At 70.5% G+C, this 23,135-nt stretch carries 10 protein-coding genes; 3 read left to right on the forward strand and 7 right to left on the reverse strand.

What is annotated here, in order from left to right:
• Positions 1–17: 17 nt before the first annotated feature.
• From ACZ6C6_RS15850 to ACZ6C6_RS15880, 7 genes are all read right to left on the reverse strand, one after another.
• Positions 18–2,357, reverse strand: a complete 2,340-nt coding sequence (locus tag ACZ6C6_RS15850) for a UvrD-helicase domain-containing protein (RefSeq protein ID WP_469203090.1) — start codon at positions 2,355–2,357, stop codon at positions 18–20.
• Positions 2,354–9,208 (reverse strand): DEAD/DEAH box helicase, encoded by a 6,855-nt coding sequence (locus tag ACZ6C6_RS15855; protein ID WP_469203092.1) that lies wholly within the window; start codon positions 9,206–9,208, stop codon positions 2,354–2,356. Before ACZ6C6_RS15855 ends, ACZ6C6_RS15850 begins: the two co-directional genes overlap by 4 nt.
• A complete protein-coding gene (locus tag ACZ6C6_RS15860) occupies positions 9,205–14,850 on the reverse strand; it encodes a hypothetical protein (protein WP_469203093.1) in 5,646 nt (1,881 codons plus the stop codon). The genes ACZ6C6_RS15855 and ACZ6C6_RS15860 overlap by 4 nt, the downstream gene beginning before the upstream one ends.
• Positions 14,847–18,092 (reverse strand): SNF2-related protein, encoded by a 3,246-nt coding sequence (locus ACZ6C6_RS15865; RefSeq protein ID WP_469203095.1) that lies wholly within the window; start codon positions 18,090–18,092, stop codon positions 14,847–14,849. The genes ACZ6C6_RS15860 and ACZ6C6_RS15865 overlap by 4 nt, the downstream gene beginning before the upstream one ends.
• Before the next feature lie 127 nt (positions 18,093–18,219).
• A complete protein-coding gene (locus ACZ6C6_RS15870) occupies positions 18,220–19,365 on the reverse strand; it encodes a serine/threonine-protein kinase (protein ID WP_469203096.1) in 1,146 nt (381 codons plus the stop codon).
• Between the two features lie 243 nt (positions 19,366–19,608).
• Positions 19,609–19,824: a DUF397 domain-containing protein gene (locus tag ACZ6C6_RS15875; protein ID WP_469203097.1), complete on the reverse strand. Its 216-nt coding sequence runs from the start codon at positions 19,822–19,824 to the stop codon at positions 19,609–19,611.
• Complete coding sequence (locus ACZ6C6_RS15880; protein WP_469203099.1) at positions 19,800–20,648, reverse strand: helix-turn-helix domain-containing protein; 849 nt, start codon at positions 20,646–20,648, stop codon at positions 19,800–19,802. Before ACZ6C6_RS15880 ends, ACZ6C6_RS15875 begins: the two co-directional genes overlap by 25 nt.
• A gap of 175 nt (positions 20,649–20,823) precedes the next feature.
• Here ACZ6C6_RS15880 and ACZ6C6_RS15885 point away from each other — a divergent pair, with 175 nt between their 5' ends.
• The 3 genes from ACZ6C6_RS15885 to ACZ6C6_RS15895 all read left to right on the forward strand — a co-directional run bounded on the left by ACZ6C6_RS15885 (position 20,824) and on the right by ACZ6C6_RS15895 (position 23,121).
• On the forward strand, positions 20,824–21,090 hold the full coding sequence (locus ACZ6C6_RS15885) for a hypothetical protein (RefSeq protein WP_469203100.1): 267 nt from the start codon (positions 20,824–20,826) through the stop codon (positions 21,088–21,090).
• A gap of 56 nt (positions 21,091–21,146) precedes the next feature.
• On the forward strand, positions 21,147–21,368 hold the full coding sequence (locus tag ACZ6C6_RS15890) for a hypothetical protein (RefSeq protein ID WP_469203102.1): 222 nt from the start codon (positions 21,147–21,149) through the stop codon (positions 21,366–21,368).
• A 508-nt stretch (positions 21,369–21,876) separates the two neighbouring features.
• A complete protein-coding gene (locus ACZ6C6_RS15895) occupies positions 21,877–23,121 on the forward strand; it encodes a cytochrome P450 family protein (RefSeq protein WP_469203104.1) in 1,245 nt (414 codons plus the stop codon).
• Positions 23,122–23,135 lie beyond the last annotated feature (14 nt).

Raw genomic sequence — 23,135 nt, forward strand, 5'->3', positions numbered from 1 at the left:
AGTGCCGGCCTCACCCGCTACCGTGGCAGATACGGACTCGCCTTCCCGTGCCAGCTGATGCGCAGGGTGTCGCGGGCCCGGGTGGCCGCCACGAAGAGCAGGGAGCGCGCCTTCAGTTCCTCACGGGCAAGACGCTTCGGATCGGTTTCCCGGTAGCGCTGGACGAGTGAGGCGCGAGGGATGACACCGTCCCGGGCACCGACGATGGCGAGTCTCTGGTATTCGAGGCCCTTGAATCGGTGCATGGTGCCCACGTGGATGTCGCCATCGCCCTTGGCGCCGTCCTTGGTGAGCTCGGCGACGGTGAGACCGGCCTCGGTCGCCAAGTAGTACATGACCTGGTTGACGGCGTCGCGGTCGGCGACGCAGACGGCGATGGTGCCACGTGGGTCGCGGGATCTGCCGTCGGCTCCCCCCACAGCGAGTTCTTCCCGCCAGGTCCGCAGTACGACAGCCAGCTGGGCCAGTTCGTCGTCCCAGGAGTCGCAGGCAACGAGCTCCGGCACCGGGCCGCGGAGGACCGATCGGTAGCCGTCGAGGTTGTCGGTGCCGTCGTCGAGGTCGTCGAAGGCGATCTGGGCGCTCTTGGGGCTCACCACTTCCATGGCGCGGTTCAGGATTTCGCGGGTCGTCCGGTAGCTCAGTGTGAGACGCGCGGCGCGGCCGCGGATATGGACCCCGACGGTCCCCAGGGTAACCTGCTGGTCGTAGATGCGCTGGTGGGTGTCGCCTGCGATGAACATGTCATCGTCGCCGGTGGCGACCATGGCGCGGAGCATCTTCCAGTGGGCGGGACGCAGGTCCTGCGCCTCGTCGACCACGATGTGCTGGTAGCGGTGGCTCAGGTAGTACATGCCGGAGCTGTCGTCGCGGTGGATGAGGTCCTTCCCGCCGATCTCCTCCTTGTGCTCCTGACGGGCCTTGATCTTGGAGGCACGCTGCATCTCGAAGCGGGCGGCGCGTTCGGCGGCCTGTCCCCAGGTCTCGCGGTTCTCCTTGTCGAGACGGGTGGTGAACTGCTCCAGGATCTTCCAGATCTGGGCCCGGTCGGTGCGGCTGACGGATCGGCCGCGTCCTGCCCGGCGGGCGTCGAAGTACGCCTTGCGGCTACCGAGGGACTGCCCGAGGATCACCTGCTCCCATTCCTCGTAGAGGAATTCGGCGTCCCAGCGCTTCTCGTCGAGTTCGACGAGGATCTGGCGCAGGGTGTTCAGAGCGACGCTGTCGTAGATGCGCTGTTTACCGGCGCCCGAGAGAGTGTTCTCGTTGAGGACGCGGGCGGCGAGCTGGTCGATGTGCGTGATGTCGACGCGGGCGAGCTGCTCGGGTTCGAGGAGGGAGGCGAGGCGGGCCCGCAGGTCGGTGGTGAGGTTCTTGGTGAACGTGGTGAGCAGGATCGGCTTGCTGTGGCCGGGGGGCAGTTGCTCGGCCAAGTGCTTGACCCGGTGCAGGGCGACGATCGTCTTGCCGGTGCCGGGACCGCCGGACACGCGGAAGGGGCCGCTGTAGCGGCGGTCGACGAGCTTGGCCTGGGCGGGGTGGAGGAAGACCTTCCAGGCACGGAAGTCGCCCTCTTCGAGGACGTCCTTGAGGGCGTCGTCGACGGTGGTGACGGTGGTACGGGCCAGCGCCGCGTCCAGGTCGTGACGCTCGGACTCGTCGAGCTCGACCTCGACCGGGGCGGTGATCTCCTTGCGTACCTCGTCGAGGGAGAGGCCGGCGGCGAGCCCGTACAGGATGTCCTTGGTGAGGAGCGGGGCGCCGGAGACGAGGGCGTCGAGCTCCCCGCTCTCGGTGACCGCGAGGGCGAGTCCGATGAGCTGTTCGGCGACGCCGAGTCCCCGGAGATCGTCCGGGGTGAGACCGGCCAGGAGCGGTTCGGCCTCCGGGACGGCGGGCGTGGCTGTGTCCGGTTCGGCTGCCTCCGGTGCCGGGGCCGGCGTCTCCGGTTCCTCCCCGGCTTCGGGTTGCTCCGCCGGGGTGAGGGTCATCCCGGCGCGCTGGAGGACGCTCTGGCCGACCACGGAGAGGTCGACGAACTCGATCTCTCCGGTGATGCGGTTGATGGCGACGGAAAGTTCTTCGTAAACGTGCTTCCGGTGCCGTACGGCGACGACGAGCCACTTCTCGTGGCCGTCGCCGTCGACACCGATCTTGGCGAGCAGCGCCCGGTAGGACTGGTCGATCTTCGCCCGGTAGACGCGGCCGTCTCCCTTGAGCGGCTTCAGATCGAGGCCGGGGTGGTCGGGGTTCTGCCGGAAGCGGTGGGAGAAGTCGTAGAACTTGCCCTTGACCGAGCGGTCGAGCTTGTACAGCTCCTGTTCGGCCTTCTCGTACAGGCTGAGCCGTGCGGTCATCGGTGGGTCGGGCCTTCCGTGTCGGGGAGCAGAGCCAGCAGGGTATCGAGGTGGTCGAGCCAGTCGGCGGCCGTGCGTACGGTCCAGCCGTCACCGGTGTAGGCGTCGTCCCGTTTACGGCGTTCCTCGCTGTCGTGACCGTCGGAGTCCGCGACCACCGCGATTTTGATACCGGTGTCGGCCCAGGCAAAGTCGGCCTGCCAGCCGCGGTCGCCGAGTTCATGGCCGAAGACGGGCGCTCGTTTGCCCCGTTCGGCGAGCTCCCTGGCAAGCCGGGTCAGGTCGGAATCCGGCTCGTCCTCTTCGAGGAGTTCGAGGATGTCCTCGTCCCAGGCCCTGTCCCGCAGCAGCCCTTCGAGGGCCCGCTCGGCGACGGAGGCGGACGAGGGGGGCACGGGCACGCGGTTCGGGAGCCGGCCGGCCTCCAGCGCCGGACCTGTGGGCTCCTCCGGAGCCGTCGGGCCGTTCTCCGCCGCGTCTGTCGAGGGGTGCAGCCGGGCGACGAGCGTCTCCAGTTCACCGGCCCCGCCTGTGACGCGGAGGACGTCCACGGGGAAGTCGGCGGCCAGGCTCGTGGCGAGTTGCACGCCGTCGCCGCCGGTGAAGGCGAGGAACTGGAGGAGGTTGGACCAGTAGAGCCAGGACCGCCAGCGGAGCTTGTGTGCGGCAGTGCCGAGTTGGTCGTCGTCATGGTCGTCGAGTACGGCGATCGCACCCCAGCCCACCGCGGCCGTCCCGTCCGGCCCACCGGACGGGTCGACGGTGTAGAGCAGCGGCAGACCGTGCTCGTCCGCGGCGTGGAGGACGAGGATCTCCGCGTCCCCGGCGACGGGTTCGGCCTCTGCTGCCGGGCTCCCGCCCTTCGCGAGGGCGCGGAGTGCGCCCCGCACCGCTTCGCGGGCCTGCGCGCGGTCGACGTTCTGCGCCAGTGGTTCAGGGGCGCTGAGGAGCCCGCCGACCAGTGCCTCCGCCCGCCGTCCCCATCGGGCGCGGGAGGGGTCGCGGAGGTAGCCGAGGAGCGTGTCGATGGGGTTGCCGAAGACGGCGGGGGCGAGGTCGGCGCGTTCGCCGCCAAGCTCCTCGTACCAGTCCTTGGCGGCGTCCTGCCCGGTGCGCCGATAGGGCGGCCACACCGGGCGGACCTTGGCCCGTTCGCCCTGCTCGAAGAGATCGAGGTCGTCCCAGGTGATCTGGAAGACGAGGGCCCCGCCGGCCCGCAGCTCGTCCCTCTTCCTGCAGTCGGAAGCGATGCGGTTGTGCGCGCGGGTGGCGTGGTAGCGGTGGCCGTCGAGGAAGACGTGCACCTTCTGGGGGGTTCCGTTGGTCCTCTCGAAGGTGAAGTCGGTACGGGTGAACTCCTCGTCCCGCTGGGCGGTCAGCCGCCAGGCCGCGGCTCCGGTGAAGCGGAGGTTGCCGCTGTGTGCGCCGCTCTCCTCCAGGGAGGCATCGTCCTGGTCGCCGCTCCAAGTGCGGAGGGCGGCGAGGAAGCGGGACTCCAGGTCGGACTCGACCTGCCGGTCCAGGCCGATCGCCTCGGTCGTGGGGACTTCCGCGACCTGCCAGTGGTCGACGGGGTTCCCTTCATCGTCGGTCAGCGGGCGGCCGTTCTCGTCGACGGGGCCGAGGAGGCTGTTGAGGATCTCCAGGGCCTCGCGGCGCGAGACCTCGTCCTGGTGACGTTCCTCGGCATATCGGTGGAGGCAGCGGTGACAGGCTCGGCGCCCCTCGTCCTTGCAGGGGCAGGCGAGCAGCACGCGGCGTGCTTCGGCGAGGGTGTCGCGGAAGGCGGTGGGGCGGGTGAGCCGGTCGAGGTAGCCGGTGCCGCCGGGAAGGCGGTCGTAGAGGACGAGGAAGTGCCGCTTCTCGCCGGTGGCCTTGTCGGGCATCCTGGCGAGGGTGGTGTCCAGGTGGGACGGGTCGCCGCCGAAGTGGCGGTCGACCCCGAGACGCAGCGCGGCCCGGAAGGAGTGCACCTTCTCGTCCACGAGCACGGTCGCGGCGGGAAGCAGGATGCGCAGGGCCTCGGTGGTCAGTTGGTGGGCGAGGAGCACCGGCTCCTGCTTCGGGGCGTCCGGCCCCTTCTTGCCGCGGCGCAGCGGGCACCAGGGCTGGTGGTGTTTGACGTCCGGGTTGCGTACGGCGGAGGTGTCGAGGGCGTCGGTGTCGTGGTCGAAGACCGGTTTGCCGTCGGCGGTGGCCGCTCCGCAGGCGGTGCACACGTGGAAGGGCGCCAGCCGTACGTCATGCCCGGCCAGTTCGTCATCAGCGCGTGCGTCGAACCGGAGCGGGCCGGCGTTGATCTTCCGGATGACGGCCTTGCGTGAGTAGTCGACGCCGAAGGTCTCGCGGGTGTGCCGCCAGGAGGACCCGGCCTCGATGTGCTCGGCAGGGATGTCGACCGCATCGACGACGGTGTAGAAGCGCTGTTCGCGGTCGTCCTTGTCGTCGCCGATGCGGGCGTCGTCGCGCTTGTCGCGGGAGGTGACGACGGTGGGTTCGATCACCTGGTGGAGGCAGGACCCGTCGTCGGCGATGCCGGTGCTGTGGCAGCGCGGGCACGGGCTGCGGTCCTCGGCGGCGTTCTCGGTGCGGACGTACCCGCAGTCCCGGCAGAAGCGCCACGGGCTCCAGTCGGGCCGGGTGGAGCTGCCGATCTCGATGCCGGTGATCTGGTGCTTGTAGCCGTTGACGTAGAACGTGTTGCCGGGGGCGAGTTCGGACAGCGCGTAGCGGCGCGGCCGGTCGTAGGGGCGCATCTTGGAGTCGAAGCGTTCCCGGCCGGTCTTCGGGTCGGTGCCGTCGGGCCAGTACAGGGTGGCGTTGAGGGTGGTGACGGCGTCGATGAGCGCGTAGTTGGGGAGCAGCCCGAGATCGCAGAGGGCCTGCTGGGCGGTGGTGAGGCCGCGTTTCATCAGGCGTTTGCCGACGGCCCGGTGTTCCGCTTCGAGTTCGGCCTTGCGGACGCGCTGTTCGTCGTCGTCCTCGTGGAGTTCGTGCACGGCCTCGTCGATGAACTTCAGCCTGCGCCGCAGTTCCTCCTCGCCGCGCTTCCACTGGCGTCCGGCTTCCTCGACGGCGCCGCGCAGCCCGCGTCCGGCATAGGCCCGCAGGTCGTCGGCGGCCTTGGGGCTGACTCCGGTGGGGAAGAGAGCGAGGAAGTGCTCGACGAGTCCCGAGGCACCGGCGAGCGCGGCGTCCACGAGGTCGGCGAGGTATCCGGAGGGGCCGAACAGGGCGGGTGCCTCGTGCGGGACCGCGGCCAGCGGCCGCCCGTCGGCGCGCTTCAGCCGGCCCTGCGCGGCGAGGTCGAGCAGGTGGGCGAGGTACTGGCGGCGCAGGATCTCGATGGCCGACAGGTGGCTGCCCGGCGGCACGATCTGCCCGGCGATCATGTCGTGGGGCCGGTCGAGGTAGTACAGGTCGCGACGGCTGCGGTCGGGGATGGTGAGCAGGAAGGCGTTGCCGGTACGCCGGCCTGCGCGGCCGACCTGCTGGGCGTAGTTGGCGGCGCGGCGGGGCAGCGCGGCGAGCACGACGGCCGACAGGTCGCCGATGTCGATGCCCATCTCCAGGGTGGGGGTGCAGGAGAGCACGTTGGGGTCCTTGAACCCGGTGCCCGCACGGAACGCCGCTTCGACCCGTTCGCGCTCCGGCCGGCTCAGCATGCCGGTGTGCTCGGCGGTGATGACCTGGTAGGTGCCGGCTTTGCGGTAGAGCCTGCGGTAGTAGTCCTCGCGGTAGTCCCGGTCGCGCTGGTGCCGGCCGAGTCCTTCCGGCCGGGTTCCGGCGACGAGACGGCCGGTGCGGCAGCGGTAGGCGGGGCACTTCTGGCCGTCCCACTGGGGCAGCAGCCCAGGGTGGACGGTCTGCTCCCAGAAGCAGGAGGGGCAGCGGACGAACGCCTCGTTGACCTCGCTGTCCTTCAGGAGCTGTACGTCGACGGCGCCCGGCTTGAGCCCGTAGATCCGCAGGCTGCTGTCCTCCGGGGTGCGTACGGCGAGCAGCCCGGCGGCGACGAGGTCGGGCAGCAGCCGGGACCAGAACTCGGCGGCCTGCTCGCGGGGCAGCCCGAGGCTGCGCTGTGCCCAGCGCTCGGGCCAGGAGAGCCGTCCGGTGGCGAAGTCGAACTCGCTCTTCGTCTTCGGCGCGCTCAGCAGGAACACGGGGGCGGCGATGCCCTTGGGGAAGGCCCGCATGCCGGCGGGCCGTTTGCCCCAGATGTAGTAACGGCTGGTCCCGGCCTCCTTCAGGTAACCGTCCAGCCAGCGGTGGCCGATGGCGCCCCGGGTCCGCAGCCGTTCCAGAAAGATCCGCAGGAAGCCGAGGTACCGCGCGTCGTCCAGCGGCTCGGGAACGGGCAGTTGGCCGCCCTTTCCGTACGGCGCGGTGTGCGCGGTACGTACGAGTGCGACGGCGGCGGCCGGATCGGCTATCCGCACCTGGGCGGCGGCGGTCCGGGTGAGTTCCAGGGTGCGGCCGTTGCGGGACCGGAACCCGAACTCCATCAGCGCCTCGAACGCGAACCGCTCCCCGATCAGGTTCCACGTCTTCTCGTCACCGCCCCGGCCCTCGCCGGACAGCAGCCGCTTCACGCCCTTGAAGTCGTGCAGGTCGGTGGGGACGACGGCGGCGAGCGTCCTACGGTCGGTGGTCGCGGCGACCACGTCCGCGATCAGGTCGTTCAGCGCGGTCGGACGGTCCTCCGACAGGTGGCTCTTGAACAGGGCCCGCAGCGAGAAGGTGTACGAACGGCTCGCCACGAAGCCGGCCCGGTGCGCGGCGTCCTGCACCGAATCGTTGAACATCAGAGTCTTCGTCTCGCCCTGCTCCGCGTCGAGCTCGCCGCCGGTGAACAGCTGGGTGACGGAGGCGGCGGCGAGGGCTGCGGCGCCGGTGCCGAGGAAGCGGATCGTGTTGTGCGAGCCGCAGGCCGGGCACCAGTCGTCCTCGGCGGCCCTGGTCGCGGTCTCCCCCAGGTACACGAGAACGAACGCGGAGTCGGATCCGGCGAGGCGGGGGCTGCCCGTCTCCGGGTCGTAGTCGGCGACCGGGTCGGGCAGCCGCAGCCTGCGCTTGGGGCCGTCCAGGACGCGGAGCTGACCGGCCCCGGACACGCTGAGCGCGTTCGCGTCGGCCCGTCCGGCGGCGCGGCCCGCGCCCTCCATGGGGGCGGCCCCGGAGCCCTCCTTCGCCTCCCCGTCGGTGGCGGCGATCAGGTTGCGGACCCGCATCTTGTCCTGGCTGACCGAGGCCCGCCGGATCTTGTGCGTATCGACCTCGACGTCCAGGTCGTCGGATTCCGGGGTGAAGACCGCCCAGCCGGAGCGGCCGCAGTCACGGCAGTACACCGCGGGCAGGAAGAGGTTCGCGGTCTGCCCCGCGGTCGCCGTGGTCACCGGCGCGGTGTGCGCCGCGCCCCCTTCGGAGGCCTCCGGGGCCCCGGCCGCGTCCCACTGGAACTCGGCCTTCGGCCACGGCAGCACCCCCCGCACGAGACGGGAGACCGACCGGGCCCACTGATGCACCTCGACCTGCACGAAGGGGCGCGGCTTCTCGGGCGCCGACGCCGGGTCACGGGCCACCGACAGCAGCGCGATGAAGCGGGCGAGCGCCTTGGCCGCCAGCTCGGGCCGCAGGGTGATGGTGCGGCCCCAGGACTGCGCCCCGCTCCGCCACATCAGGTCGAGGACCTCGGGCACGGGACGCACCTGCCCGTCCAGTGCGTGCAGCACGGCCGAGGTCAGCGGGTGCCGCTTCAGGACCTGGCCCAGCACGTGCGGGTCGGTGTCCCGGCTGCCGGTGACGGCCTCGGCCAGCGCGGCGAACTCCTCCTCGCCGAGCGTGGGGTCGGGCAGCGCCGCCAGTTCGTCCGGTGTGGGCGTGGGGACGAGCGGGTCGTAGTCGGCGCGCGGCACGAACTCGTCCACGGTCAGCCGCTGTTCCCCGATGACCGCGTCCGCGAGGAACTCGGTCCCGAACACCTCGGTCGCCACGTCGAGCAGCTGCCGTACGCCGTCGGCGTCCGTCCCGGAGGCGAGGGTCGCCGACGTGGCGACCGGGCAGATGCGCCCCAGCGGACGCCCCTCCTCCGAGGCCCCGACGGCGGAGGCGAGCCGGCGGAGCAGCATCGCCACGTCGGTGCCCTGCGCGCCGTCGTACGTGTGGAACTCGTCCACCACCACGTAACGGATGTCGGCGTCCGCCCACAGCGGGGCGTCGGCGGCACGCTGGAGCAGCAGGTCCAGCATCTTGTAGTTCGTGATCAGGATGTCCGGCGGCGTCACCTGCATGTCGGACCGGTCGGTGAACACCCGCCCGTACCGGGTGGCCGCCCGGTCGCCGATGTACAACCCGGCCCGCACCTTGCCCAGTTCGGGATGCTCGCCGAGCAGGGCGTTGATGCGCTGCGCCTGGTCGGTGGCGAGGGCGTTCATCGGGTACAGGAGCACGGCCTTCACCCCGCCGCGCCCCGCCGCCCGCTCGCGCGCGCAGTGGTCGAGGACGGGGTAGAGGAACGACTCCGTCTTGCCGGACCCGGTCCCGGTGGTGACGAGCGTCGGTCGGGGCGTACGGCCGCCGGCCGAGGACAGCCGCTCGAAGGCCGCGGCCTGGTGCGCGTACGGCTTCCAGCCGTCGGTGCGCCGCCAGTCCAGGTACTCCTCCCAGGACGGGTCCGCGTCCACGAAGGGGGTACGCAGCCGGAGGAACGGCCCCCGGAACATCCCGGAGTTGTCGTCCCCGAGGAACCGGTGCAGCGCCTGCCGCGCGCCCTCGTCGGTGAGCGCGTAGGTGGTGGACAGGTACTGGAGCAGGCTCTCCTTGAGCCCTTCCGCTTCGAGCGTGGGCCTCACGGCTTGGGCACCTCCTGGGTGACCGGGTCCCACTGTCCGGCGGCCACGGCTGCGTCCAGACGCTTCTGGAAGTAGGCGTGCGCCTCCCGCATCTCGGTCTCACGGTCGGCCTTGTAGAAGGGCGCGGTGTAGCCGTCGGGGACGGGGGTCTGGGGGGCGGGGTTGGTGGTGGGGTCGGCCTGGTGGGCTGCGAAGGCGGGGTCGGCCATGTAGGCCTCGAACTGCTTCCAGTGGTCCTTCGTCTGGCCGTGGCCGTAGGTGTACCGGTCACCGGCGATCTTGCGCTCGGCAGCGTCGAACCAGGTCACCCGGTCGAAGTCCTGCATGATCGGGAAACGGGCCCGGTACATGGTGATGAGTGTGTCGGCGTCAATGCCGAGCCACACCGCCACGAGTGCGTCAATCTCCACGAGGGCGGCGCGGCGGGCGTACTCGGTACGGAGGGGGGTGTTGCGCTGCCAAGCCGAGGTGGTCTGGTGGAGTTGCGTAGACATCAGTGGCCAACGAAGAGCCCAAGGCTCGCACGCCGACCAAGTGGAGTCGTGAAGTTCTCTCCAGAGGTCGGCGTAGGCACTGGTAAGGCAGTTGAGCCGGAGAGTCCGGAGGAGGAGAGCTGACGCCAGAGGGTGGGACTCGTTCGGCCAGGGAAGGCGTCGGGCCTGGGCAACATCAAGGTGCCCGACCCCCGCGATGCGCAAGAAATAGTCCACAGGCAGTGATGACCACAGTCCCGCCAACAAGGTAGTGCCGGAACCACTCCCGACCTCGGCGGATCGCACGGCATGAATGTGTGCTGCACCTGGCGGGATCAGAGCCGGATAGAGGCTCCGCTCGGTATCAGGGGCGATCATCTCGCGCCATGCCACGCGGTAGAACCGCGTGTATGGCTTCGTCGCGCGCGCCACGAAGACCTTGTCCACCGACTCATACGGAACCTCCCTTGGCAGACACCCCAGCTCCCGTGCAACCGCCCCCTTCACCGCCCGGATCCCCTCATCCGAAGCTCTCAGCCGCTTCAGCTCCGCGTAGTCCACCCATCGGTCCTGCTCGTCCCGGTACGTGTCCTCGTTCGCGACCCTTCGGTACTCCGATTCCGGAATCGCATCCGACTGAAGCTCCAGGTGATTGAGCCCGCGTACTTCACCGCCACCCTGACTGGGCTGCTTGAAGAACGGGTTGGCGACACCGATCTGGGGGCCCTTGAGTACAACGTCTTCCCAGCTGCTCGCCTGGAAATCGCCCCTGTCCTCGAGATCCTTGTTGTAGTCAATCAGAGGCGTGTCCTCGGCGGGACCATAGACGGACTTCTTCGCTCCGCTCTCATGGAAACCGCTACTGATCTGCGGGGAAAGGTTGCCAAGCCGCAGTGGATAGCCCGCGAGCGCGCCGATAGCTGGGTCCTCTGCCGTGCTCACCGGAGTAAGCAGACGCGCTTGCTCGACGGGGACACCCTGCTCTCCGGAGAGCTTCTGCCAGCGCGCCAAGGTGCTTGTGGTGACCTGAACGACACGCTTGCTGTGCGGTCGTTCGTCCCAGTCACCCTCAAACTTCACACCCGGCGCCTCGCCCGCGCCATCGTGCGCAGCAGACAACCGCAGCGCCTCAACGGAGAACAGCCAGGACAGGTGCTGGAAATCGATTTCCCCAAGCGTGCCGTAGATGTGCACACCGAAGTGGCTGGACCTGCCGACGGGCGGCGGGAAGAAGCGATTGCCCGCGTTGACGAAGTCACCATGCATCCGGAGCCTCCGGTAGGCGGCCTCCCTGAGCGCGGCCTCCTTGTCCCCATTGAAGTGGGTGTCCGGGTGGACCAACCCAGCGCTACCGAACGCCGCTGTGTGATCCCACACCTGGCACATGAAGGCCCGGTACAGGTCCGGCTGGCTGCCTGAAACCAAGGGATACACCTGCGGCGCCGCCAGGTAGTCAGCCAACGTGACTGTGGCCGCCACCTCCCCCAGCGCGTACGCCGCCACCTCCGCCTTGGCCAGCTCAGCCGTAAGCCGCCGCTGCTTCTCCGCCGCCGGAGGCTTCTCCGTCAGCATCAACCACGGCTCGAACTCCGCGATGACGGAGTTCTCCTTCCACTCCGGCCGCACCCAAGGCGGGTTCCCCACCTGAAGGTCGAACCCGCCGCCCTCCGCAAACGCCAGCGCGAAGTCCAACTCCCAGTGCAGGAACCCCTGCTCCTCCGCGATGTCCCTCACGACCCGCATCCACGGGAACCGCTCCTCCGGATCCTTGACGTCCATCCCCAGCAGGTACGGAAGGCTCAGCTCGAAGTCCTTCAGCGCGTCCAGGTGGGCGAAATCCGTGAGCAGGTCGTTCTCGTCGATCTCGACGGTTCCGAGCATCGCCTCAAGGAAGTCGATCCAGTCGTCCAGGTCAACCAGCGGAATGACGTCCCGCCAGTCGCGCGGAGCCCGCTTCGCCGCAGCCTTCCTCCGCTTCGCCGGGGCGGGCTTACCCTCCCCTGCCTCGCCCCCGGCCTCCGCGAAGAGCAGCGACTCCTGAACGCCGGACTCGGTCGCGAACAGCGTGGTCTGCTCGGTGAAGCGGGGCGTCGGCACGACGTCCAGGCGCACCGGCTCCCCCACCTCACCGGACTCCGGCTCCCCACCGACCACCGCCCCGGCCGCCCCGAACATCTCCCCCAGCAGCTCCGCGGCGTTCACCGCCTCCTTCGGGTCGTACTCCGACGCGCTCCCGTCCAGCAGCGCGGCCTCGCCCGTCGGCCAGAACCACAGCGCGCACCAGGCGTCCATGACCTGCTTCAGCCGCCAGTACGGCGACCCCACGGCCTCGAAGAGCTCGGCGTACACCTTCTCCTTCGACAGACGGGTGGCACCGCTGGCCCCCTCCGCGTCGCCCGCAGCCCGGCGCAGGAACGCGAACTCCCCGTCCTCCCCCGAATCCGCACCCCACACGTCGACGGTCCGGGCGATCTCCCGCTCCGACAGTTCCATCCGCTTGACGACGAGCGACCACAGGAACTCCGCCCGCCGCGCCGCGTCCCTCAACTTCGTGTACTGGGAGGTCGTCTCGCGTCCCGTCTTGCCCGCAAGGATCGGCTTGCCGGTCTTGGCGTTCAGCCGTCGCTTCGGCTTCTGGAGGATGCCCTTCTTCCACGCCTTGAGCTGGTCGACGCCGTCCCCCGCCAGCTGCCCCAGCAGCTTCTTCGCGTCGCCGTTGGCACCCGTCACCGCAGCCCAGCCGGGCGTCGGCAGCAGGAACTGGTGCACCGCCCCGTCCGGCAGCGGCTGCCACTCCCCGCCCGCCTCGTTGTTACGGAAGGGCAGCGGCGTCGGCGCCTGGGTGCCCTTGGCGTTCAGCCAGAGCGCCTTGCCCTTCCACGGCGCGACGTCCTCCGCCTCGTACACCGAACGCCGTCCGCCGATCAGCGAGTTGCCCCGCCGCAGGTGGAGCCCGAACCACGGCGCACGCATCCCGGGATGCATCGTGTTGAGCCACAGCGACACCTCGGCGAGCTCGACGCCCGTCGAGTTGAGGTCCACGCCGTACGCGTTGTGCAGGGCGATGTACGCCTTGACCTTCTGCTTCTCCGTCAGCGCCTCGGACGTGGGAATCGACGTGCCCAACTCGTCCTGGCGCCGCCGCAGATACTCCTCGGCGACCTGGTTGATCGCCTCGTTGAGGAAGGCGCCGGACCCGAGCGCGGGTTCGCAGATGCGGTACTTCAGCAGCTCCGAGGCCCGCGTCCTGACGGCGTTCCCCTCGGCGTCCTTCTCCTGGTCCAGGCGGTGCTTGAGCGCCAGTTCGACGGTGACCTGGGTCAGTGACTCAGGGGTGTAGTACGACGCCGAGGTCTCCCGGTCGCGTCCCGCGAGCCGGTAGACGAAGGTGCCCGCCGGGTACTTCTTCGGCCCGCGCAGGCCCTTCTCCTCCCGGTCCCGCTCGTCGTACTCGACCCAGGTGTTCTCGGGGTACTCCTTGAGCCGGTGCGAGGGGACCAGCCAGGAGCCCTTCTCCGGGTCGCCGCCCTTGGCGACCTCGCTCAGCTCCTCCTCGGCGATGATGCCGGTGTACGACATCAGGCCCTCGTAGACCGCTCCCAGCTGGTTGATGCCGAGGTTGCGGTACGAGATGAAGCCACCGCGTTCGCCGCGCCGCTTGGCCTTCTTCATGGTGAGCAGGCGCAGCACCTCGTGCAGGGCGCTGTTGCGGAGCCGCAGGTCGAGCCAGGCCGGTCCCTCGGGGCCCTCCTCGTCGCGGCGCGGGTCGCGGGTGCCGAGGCCGATGAGCCTCACCGACGCCGGTTCGAAGAGTTCGCTGCGCAGGGGGTCGAAGCGCAGGCCACGGCCCTCGCTGCGCTGCTTGGCCTTCTTCTTGCGGGTCTCCGCGTCATCGCCGGGGCGCTCGTCCCAGGGCTCGGTGCCGTACTCCCGGTGGCCGTAGTTGACCTTGTTGAACAGCAGGTCGAGCGAGGCGTGCAGGTGGAAGCCACGACGGGCGGTCTCGTCCGTCAGCTGCGCGTCCCGCTCGACGAGATCGCGGAGGCGGGCCACCGAGTAGCCGGCCTCGTAGGTGCCGTCGTCGGCCGGGAGGATGCCGAGTTCGGGGCGGGCCTCGGCGTACAGGAGGAACAGGATGCGGTAGAGGTAGCGCAGGGACTCGCGGGTGAGCTGCCGTGCGAAGGGGTCGCCGGGCGTTTCGAGGTCGCGCGGTTCGAGGCCCGTCTCCTCCAGGCGGGCCAGGACCTCGTTGGCGATGATCTCGACGGACTTCTGGAGGCCCTGGCGCAGCTCGCCGGAGACGCCGACGGCGTTGTCGCGGGATGCTTTGACGAGGGCGTCGATGGCGGGGCCCTTGCCGTCCTCGGCCGGAGCGAGCGCATCGTGGCTGAACAGGCCGGCGATGGTGGCGAGTTCGCCGGACTGCCTGCGGTCGTTGCGCTCCAGGGCGGCATCGAGGTTGGCGGCCAGGTAGCGGCCCTCGCCCCACGCCTGGCGGTCGGCGAGGACGATCACGCCGCCGCAGAGCAGCAGGACGAAGCGCGGAGCGCTGCCGCCCTCGCCTCCCAGCTCGCTTTGGAACAGCCAGGTGGCGAGTGCGTACCCCGACTCGTAGGTCTCGCCGCTGCCGACCGTCCGCACCGGGTGCAGCAGGCGGCCGTAGGAGTCGGCGTCCAGGGCCGTGTCATTGCTCGCGGACCAGCCGCAGTCGACGGCGACGATGCCGTCGCCGTGCCAGGCGACAGGGACGGTGTGGTCGCGCCCGGCCCGGTGGACGGTCAGCTCGCGCGGACCGGACTCGGCACCCGCCTGTACGTACCCGAGGGCGGCGAGCACCTTGCGGTGCCAGTCCTCGACGCGTTCGCTCCACTCCTCGTCCTGGTAGGTGTGGAAGAACTTCTCGTAGCCCACTGCGTCGGGGCGCTCGTCCTCCTCGGCGTCCGCCTTGGCCTGCTCCGCGAAGAACCCGCGGTACTTCTCGTCGAGGTAGACGGACCGCAGGCCGCGCAGGGCGACCCGGGGCGTGGGGCGGTCGTCGTTCTGGTCGGACTCGCGGTCCGCCCAAGCCGCGAAGACGCCCTTCTTCAGGCCGTCGGCGAGCTGCTCGGCGAAGTAGTGGGCGGACAGGTACTCGCCGCGGTTGGAGAAGGAATCGAAGTCGGTGCTCATCGGGCGGTCGTCTCCCCGGCGTCGGGCGTGGCGGTCTCGGCGGGTACGGCGGTGGGTCGCGGTGCCGGGGTGGCGGCGAGGGGTTCGAGGACGGCGAGCAGCCGCAGCAGCGGGGCGCCGGAGGTCCGCAGGGAGCGGATCAGCGTCTTGCGCCTGCTCGCTGTGAGGTCGACGTCCTGCTTGACCTTGTGCGACCGGCGGGCGGCCGGTGTGAACAGCGCCGTCTGCCGCCACTCCGTGACGCGCTTCTCGTACGGGGCGAGTACGGCGTCGATTTCCTGCGCGTACGCGCCCTCGCGGTCCGTCAGGAAGCGCCGGGCCTCGGCGACGGCATCCGGCACGCGCGACTGGAGGAGGGGGAGGTCCACCGGGGTGGCCCGGCCGGGCATGCCGGGACCGACCCGGCAGGCGGCGAGGAAGGAGTCGTCGATCCGGTGGACGCGGGGGGCGTCGGGCAGGCCGCTGACGGCCATCCACTCGACCACGGTGGGACGCCCGGCCGTGTTCGAGTAGATGCCCTGGAGCAGGTAGACGGGGCCGTCGAGGGCGGCGGCCAGCTCCGAATCGATGTCGGCCGCCTTCTCCTTGTCGGGGTCGAAGGCGAGCACGAACGCCTCGTCGTGGCGGAGCGCCGCGAGCGCCTTGTCGGTGACCCAGTCCAGGACGGGATGCACGTCGGAGACGTAACTGACGTTGGGCCACTGGCTGGCGGAGTCCTCACGGGCCACCTTGAGGCGCTTGGCGGCGAGGCCCTTGTCGAAGGTGAGGCGGATGCGGCCGGCCTTGTTCGCCGTGGGGAGGATCTGCTGCTCGGTGAGATACGACTTGGGCAGGGCCTTCAGCCGGTGAAGGAGGTCCGACGGCGGCTCGAAGGCGATCGTGCCGTCCTCCTCACGCCGCAGCTTGAGGGCGATGTCCGGACTGATGGGGTGGCAGACCTGGCGGAGCGCCTCGTCGAAATAGCCGGAGGTCGCGCCCGTACCGCCGCCGGTACCGAACAGGCTGGGCACGGTGGCGCGCGGCACGTCGTCCGTCGTCTTCTTCGCCCCGACGTTGCCCATCAGCCGGCCGAGCATGCCCTTGACACCGCCACCCGCGGACGACTGCTTGATCGACTGCTCGACGGTGCGCCCGGCGATGAGGTCGCGGGTCAGCCGGTCGTCCTCCTCCTTCGCCCGGTAGATTCCGGTGACGGCCTCCGCGGTGCCCTCGATGCGGTGGGCTTCCTCCTCGCGGGCGAGGAGCTTGGCGCCGACCAGCCGGTCGTCCAGCGGCAGGGGTTCGCCGGTCTCCGGGTCGGTGCGCCACTCCACGTCGCTGGTGAGCACCAGGGCCCGGAACTGGGGCTTCGTCTCCTGCCCGTACCGGTCGATGCGGCCGTTGCGCTGCTCGATGCGGATCAGCGACCACGGCAGGTCGTAGTGGATCAGCTGGTGGCACTCCTGGTGCAGGTTGACGCCCTCGGAGGCGACGTCGCCGGTGAAGAGGAGCCGGACGGGCGCGGTGCGCAGGCCGAAGTCCTCGACGATGCGCTTCTGCTCGTCCTCACCGGTGGCGTCGCCGTGCATGACCTCGACGACCCCGCCGTACGCCTTCCACGGCTTCGTCTTCTTCTCGCCCGGCTCCAGTTGCTTCGCCGGGAATCCGAGCCGGGCCGGTACGGTTTCGGCGAGCCACTTGAGGGTGGGGACGCGCTCGGAGAAAACCACGACGCGGGTGTCCGAACCGGGGCCGACACCGATCTCCTTCAGCGCCTCGACCAGGGCGTCGAGCTTGGACGAGTCGTCGCTGCCGAGGTCGCCCGCGACGCGGGCCAGGTCGAGGATGGCTTCCCGCTCGACCCGTCGCGCGGCCTCCAGCTTGGCCGGGTCCTGGTTCCTGCGGCCCTTCAGGGGCTTGTCGAGGGCCTTGGCCCGTGCCTGGACCGAATCCTGAAGGGCCCGGTGGGAGGAGAGGAACGCCTTCAGCAGGTTGTACGCGACCATCGGGTCCGCGCACACCGAGGAGGCCGCCGGGTCGCGCGGGATCCAGCGCGCGGCCAGTTCCTCCAGGACGGCCCGCTCCTTGGCGGTGGCCTCGACGATCACCGGCCGGGACGGGCCCCGGTCCGCCCACACGCCCTTGAGGGAGTCGCGTACCTCGGGGTCGGTCTTGGTACGCCGGATGTAGAGGTGCCCCAGGTCCTTCACGTCGTACGCGGTGGGGTCGGCGATCGCCGCCTCGTCGAGCATGCCGATCAGCTCGGCGAAGGACTCCCCATCGCCGTTGTGCGGGGTGGCGGAGGCCAGCACGAGGGCGTCGGTGCGGCGGGCGAGGAGCCTGGCGAGGGCGTTGTTCTTCGTCCCCCGGTTGACCAGGTTGTGGGATTCGTCGATGACGACGGCGTCCCAGTCGGTGTTCTCCAGGTGGTGGGCGTAGACATCGCTCTTGAGGGTGTCCACGGAGATGATCGCCCGCTTGAAGTAGGCGAACGGGTTCCGGCCGGCCGGGATGTCCTGCTGGATGCGCTGGATACCGGTGGAGTCGAGGCGGACGAGCGGAATGGAGAAACGGGTCCACAGCTCGCGCTGGAACTGCTCCAGGACATGCGCCGGGGTCACCACGAGGATGCGCTCACCGCGGCCCCGGCGGATCAGCTCGGCGAGGAGGATGCCGATCTCCAGGGTCTTGCCGAGGCCCACCACGTCCGCCACGAGCACGCGGGGCTGCGGGTTCTCCATGGACAGGGCCAGCTGAGCGGGGCGGAGCTGGTGCGTCTGCTGGTCCATGAGGAAGTTGTCGGCCAGCGCGAGGCCCTGCTCGGTCTGCGGCAGGGCGGTCTTGCGGATGACGGCCTCCAGGTAGAGGCGCGCCTTGCGGTGGTTCGGGGACGAGTCGGGGACCAGGCGGGTCCGGTCCGGGTCGAGCGGCTCGATGTGGTCGAGCTTCTCGTAGAAGACCGCGTCCGTGCCGCGCACCAGGGAGGAGACACCGGTGACCTCGACCATCCAGCCGTCGTGCGTCGTGTCGGCGACCTTCTTCACCAGCCACTGCTCGTCGCGCACCAGGACCTGGGAGCCGGGGGCGAACCTGGGGCGGTGCGAACGCGGCGCGGAACCGGCGGGGGCGTCGGCGGACGCTTCCGCTGCGGCTTGGTCCCGGTACGCCGCATCGAAGGTGCCCTGCCCCGGAACCGTGTCCCCGCCCGCCGCCGCACCACTCACGAACCGCTCCGTTTCCTCGTCGTCCCTGACGTCCCGCATACCGCTCCCCACCGCTTCTTCCGCATCGTTCTCGCCCGCGCGGGCCGTGGCCACGCCGGGTCCGGGCCATCCCACTCCGTGCCGCACGGCGATGCGGGTCCCTACCGGTGCCGCCCGCTCGATACCGCTACAGGGCCGCCTGCATGGCGTACCTGGCCCTCAGCTCTTCGGCCACCTTCTGCGAGGCCGGCCTCCGCTTGGGTCTGGGGCGGGGCCCGGGTGGCGTCCGGTCCGGTGGACGGGGCGGCTGCTCCGCGACGTCGGAGGGATCGGTGGGGACCAGGCGGTCCAGGGGGCTGTCGAGCCCTTCCTCGTCCACGATCGAGGTGAGCACGTCGAGGGCGTCCACGTGCTGAGTGGTGATGCGCTCCCACACGTCCGGCGAAGGGCCTCGCCGGGGCTCCCCGGGGCGGGCCGAAACGTCGATCAGGGCGTGCCGCGCCTCGACCGGAGTGGAACCCGAGCCCTTGATCAGCCCCACGCACTGGGCGGTGACGTCAGCGAGGCCGGGCCTGTCCTCCGGAGCGTGGGCGAACATCGCCGTGACCAGCGGACGGAGCGCCCCGGGCAGTCCCGAGAGGTCCGGCGGGCAGGTCTCGTCGGTCACCTTCGCGACGATCGCGGGCCAGCCGTTGCCCTCGTACGGGTAGTGGCCGGTCGCCGCGTACAGCAGGACCGTGCCCAGGCCGTACACGTCGGCCGGGGCCTTCACCCGGGAGCGGCCGAGCGCCTGCTCGGGCGCCATGCAGCGCACCGTGCCGACGATCATGCCTTCCTGCGTGAGCGTGTCCTTGCCGGCGTCCATGAAGGCACCGAGCCCGAAGTCGATCAGGATCGGACCGTACTCGCCGAGCATGACGTTCTGCGGCTTGAGGTCGCGGTGCAGCAGGTCGACGGCGTGCACCGCCTCCAGGCCCTCGGCGAGCAGCGCACCGAGACTGGCCACCAGCGGAACCGGCAGGGTTCCCGCGCTCTCCACCTGCTCCTGGACGGTACGCCCGGGCACGTACTCGACGGCCATCCACGGCTGGTCGGCATACGGATCGGCGTCGAGGAAACGGGCCACGCGATTGGTCCCGACGACCGTCCGGGCGATCAGCGCCTCCTTCTCGAAGCGCGCCCGGGTCGCCTGGTCGAGCCGGTCGTTCCTGATCACCTTCACGGCGACCGGGTCGCCGCCCGGCGAGTAGGCCAGGTAGACCTGCCCCATGCCCCCCGCGCCCAGCTCCCGCTCGACCGTGTACCGGCCGATGTGTGTGGGCACCTCACTCATGTTTTCCGCGTCACCCTTTCGCGCCGCTCTCGCCGGGGCGCGTCATACCTTCACAGAAGGTTCACTCTATCGTTCCACGCAGAGGGCCGTCAGGGGCTTGCGAGGCGCGTGGGAACTCGCCCACCCGGCCCTCACCGTAAGCGGTCCTGCCGCCCTGCGGCGAGGGGCATTCACGCCGGAACGCCGACGGCCCCGTTGACGGATCACCGGCCAACGGGGCCGCGCCTCACGCGGTGGGGCGAATCAGACGCCCATGGTCTTGTCCTTCACGGCGGACACGAAGGACGACCAGTCGTTCACGGGGAAGGTGAGGGCGGGGCCACCCAGGTCCTTGCTGTCACGGACCGGGACGACATCGGCGAAGCTGTGGGAAACCTCGACGCACGCCCCACCGTCCTGGTTGCTGTGGCTGCTCTTGCGCCAGGTCGCGACGCTCAGGTCGAGGTCGATGGATCGCACGACAGTTCCTCCAACATACGCAAGATAAATTTTCGCGACTCGGCCGGGGAAAGTGCCAGGTCGCGCATCGCATCGTACGCACGTTGCATACGCTCGACCGTAACGCTTTCCTCATGCAGCTCCCCGCCGTACCCATGCTCCGTGTACGCGACCGTACGAGTGTCCTGCAACCGGAGAAACCAGACGTCGGTGCTCGACAAGCCGTGGAGTCCGGCCTCTTGAGGCAGGATCTGCAGCGTCAGGTTCGGCCACTCCCCCGCCTCGGCCAAGTACTCAAGCTGCGCTCGCCACTCCTGGGCGCTACGCAGAGTCGTCCGGAGCACTGCCTCCGAAAGGATGGTGCGGAAGGGCGGCGGGTCGTCCCCTGTGAGCAGGTGCTGCCTTCCCATCCGCGCCTCCACCTGTTGCTCCAGGGCGTCACCGCGCAGTCCTCCGGCCACGAGCAACTCCCGTGCGTAACCCGGTGTCTGCAGCAAACCGGGCACGACGCTCACCGCGAAGTGCCACAGGCTCGTCGCCTCCGCCTCCAGGGCCATGTACCGCCGGTACCGCTCCTTGAACTGTGTCTGATCACTGATGGCCAGTTCCCACAGCGCCAGCAGCAGCCCCGGCGTCCCGTAGTGCTGGTCCAGCGCCTCCACGACCTCCGGGCCGCCAACCGTCTCGCCTTTCTCCATCTTCCCGAACAATGACCAGTCCCAGCCCAGTCGTTCGCCGAGCTGGCGCAGGCTGTCGCCGCGTGCGGTGCGCAGGTGCCGCAACTCCTCCGCGAACCGTGCCCGTGGTTCCCTGCTGCGGCCTGTGACCGCCCGCCTCGTCGGCATCGCGCCCTCCGTGGAACGTGTGGAACGTGGCTCACCCACTGGGGAGGCACCCTCCACTCCCGGTGTGTCACGCCTCGGACGGGGTCATTCTCGTAACGAGCCCCGCACGCACCGTATGACCGGGCGTGGGGCCGGACAGAGGAACCCCGAAAATACACCCGAAGGAAAAGCCCTCATGAAGCCGTCCCTCCCCCGCACGACGCCCCAGGCGGAGAGCACGTCAACGGCCAAGCTCCAGGAGGCCGTCGACGCCCGCGACGACCTGGCCGCCGCCCTGAAGGCCGCCGGCATTCAACTGCCCGCGATGGACGTACGCACCCCGTGGCGCGACACGGAAGAGCGCGCCCGGCCCGCCGAATACGCGCTCGTCCACCTCGGCATCTGCTCCGCGCCCGTGGCGCACGCCCTCGCCGGGGTGATCCGGAAGGGAGCGGCCGGGTGACCGACGCCAGCGTCCCCCGCGCAGGAACGACCGTGCACGATGCAGGGAGCGGCCGAGTGCGCCTGGTTACGGGCCGCGACGGCCCCCGCCCCCGGCTCCGCCCGCTCGGTGGTGGCCGCGAATGGCAGGCGGACCCGACCCGCGTCCGCCCGCTCGGCCCCGCCGAGTTGCTGAGCGCCCGCGTCGCCGAGGCCAACGCCCGCAGCCGTACCGGCCTCGGTGTCGGCCGCATACGGGGCTCCCCCCATGCCGGCCCGGCTGAAGAAGATGCCCGGTGAGGGCACGGCCGGCGGTCAGGGCCCGCACGACGGCGCGGTAGTCGGCCGCGGTACAGGGCCCAGGGAACCCGCCGCGTCAGGGCGGCGGTGGACGGATGACCCTGAAGGCAGACCAGGGATGCGCACCGGGTGCCGTAGGCGGCTGCGGCGAGCGCCGCCCGGTTCTCGCGGACACGGGCCATCGGCGGCACCGGGCCGGGCGTGGGCACGGCCCAGGAACCGGGAGGAGAACGCGGTAAGCGACACCGACGGTTCGGCCGGGAGGGCTTTCACGACGGTCGAGGGCCCGTCCACCGAAGTGGCCGATGCTGCCGGAGGGCGGCGCCTCCTCCCACTTCGAGGACCACGACGCCTACGACCTGGCCTGGGCCGCGCTGCTGCGCCTGGCGGAGCGGATCGCGCCGGACCACAAGGACTGAGCGGTCCCATCCCGGCTCTTGCGCAGGGGCGTCGAGGCTGGCCACACTGGCCCGCCCGTACGCCGTGCTGCCCGAGACCTGGAGCCCCGTTGAACACGTCACCGGTGAACCCCGAGGCCGATCGGCCGCACCGCCCTGACCCGGCCGGAGGCTGCCCGCACGCGGCCAACGCCCGGCTGCTGGCCCGGGGGGCGGTCGCTCCGGTGGTCCTCCCCGGCGAAGTACGGGGGATGGCGGTGCTGGGCCACGACGCGCTGAGGGAATTCCTCGCGCACCCCGACGTCGCCAAGAGCGCCCAGCACTTCACGGCGCTCCAGGCCGGAGAGATCCCCGACGGCTGGCCGCTGAAGACGTTCGCCACGGTGCAGGGGATGACGACCGCGGACGGCGCCGACCACCGGCGGCTGCGGTCGCTGATGGGCAAGGCGTTCACGGCCCGCCGGGTGGAGGAACTGTGTCCGTACGTGGAGGAGCTGGCGTCCCGTCTGCTGGACGGCCTGGAGGCGGCCGCCACGGACGACGGGACCGTCGATCTGCGCACCCACTTCGCGCTGCCGCTGCCCATGGGCGTCATTTGCGAACTGCTGGGCGTGGACGAGGCCCACCAAGACCGGCTCCACCACCTCTCCAACCAGCTCGTGGCCACGGACATCGGCCCGGCCGAGGTGATGGCGGCCAACCGGGAGACGGCGGAGACCCTGAGTGCGGTCGTAGCCGCCAAGGCCGCCGCTCCGGGGGACGACCTCACCAGTGCGATGATCGCGGCCCGTGAGGAGGACGGCGACCGGTTCAGCCCTCAGGAGCTGATCGGCACGCTGATGCTGACCATCGTCGCGGGGCACGAGACGACGCTGAACCTGATCACCAACGCCGTACGCGCCCTGTGCGCCCACCGGGACCAGCTCGACCTGGTGCTCTCCGGCGCGGCAAGCTGGGCCGACGTCGTGGAGGAGACCCTGCGCTGGGACAGCCCGGTCAGCTACTTCCCCTTCCGCTACCCGGCCCGCGACCTCACCCTGGACGGCACCGTGATCCCCCGGGGCACCCCGGTCCTCGCGGGCTACGCCGCCGCCGGTCGCGACACGAAGGCCCACGGCCCGGACGCGGACCACTTCGACATCACCCGCACCGGCCCGCGCCACCTCTCCCTGGGCCACGGCGCCCACTACTGCATGGGCGCGCCCCTGGCCCGCCTGGAGGCCACCACTGCCCTGGAACAGCTCTTCACCCGCTTCCCGAGCCTGGACCTCGCGGTTCCGGAGGCGGATCTGCCGCGCCACCGCTCGTTCGTGGGCAACAGCGTGCGGAGGCTGCCGGTGCGGCTGCGGGGGTGACGCGTCCGGCCCCG

It is taken from the genome of Streptomyces sp. NPDC041814 (assembly GCF_055590565.1).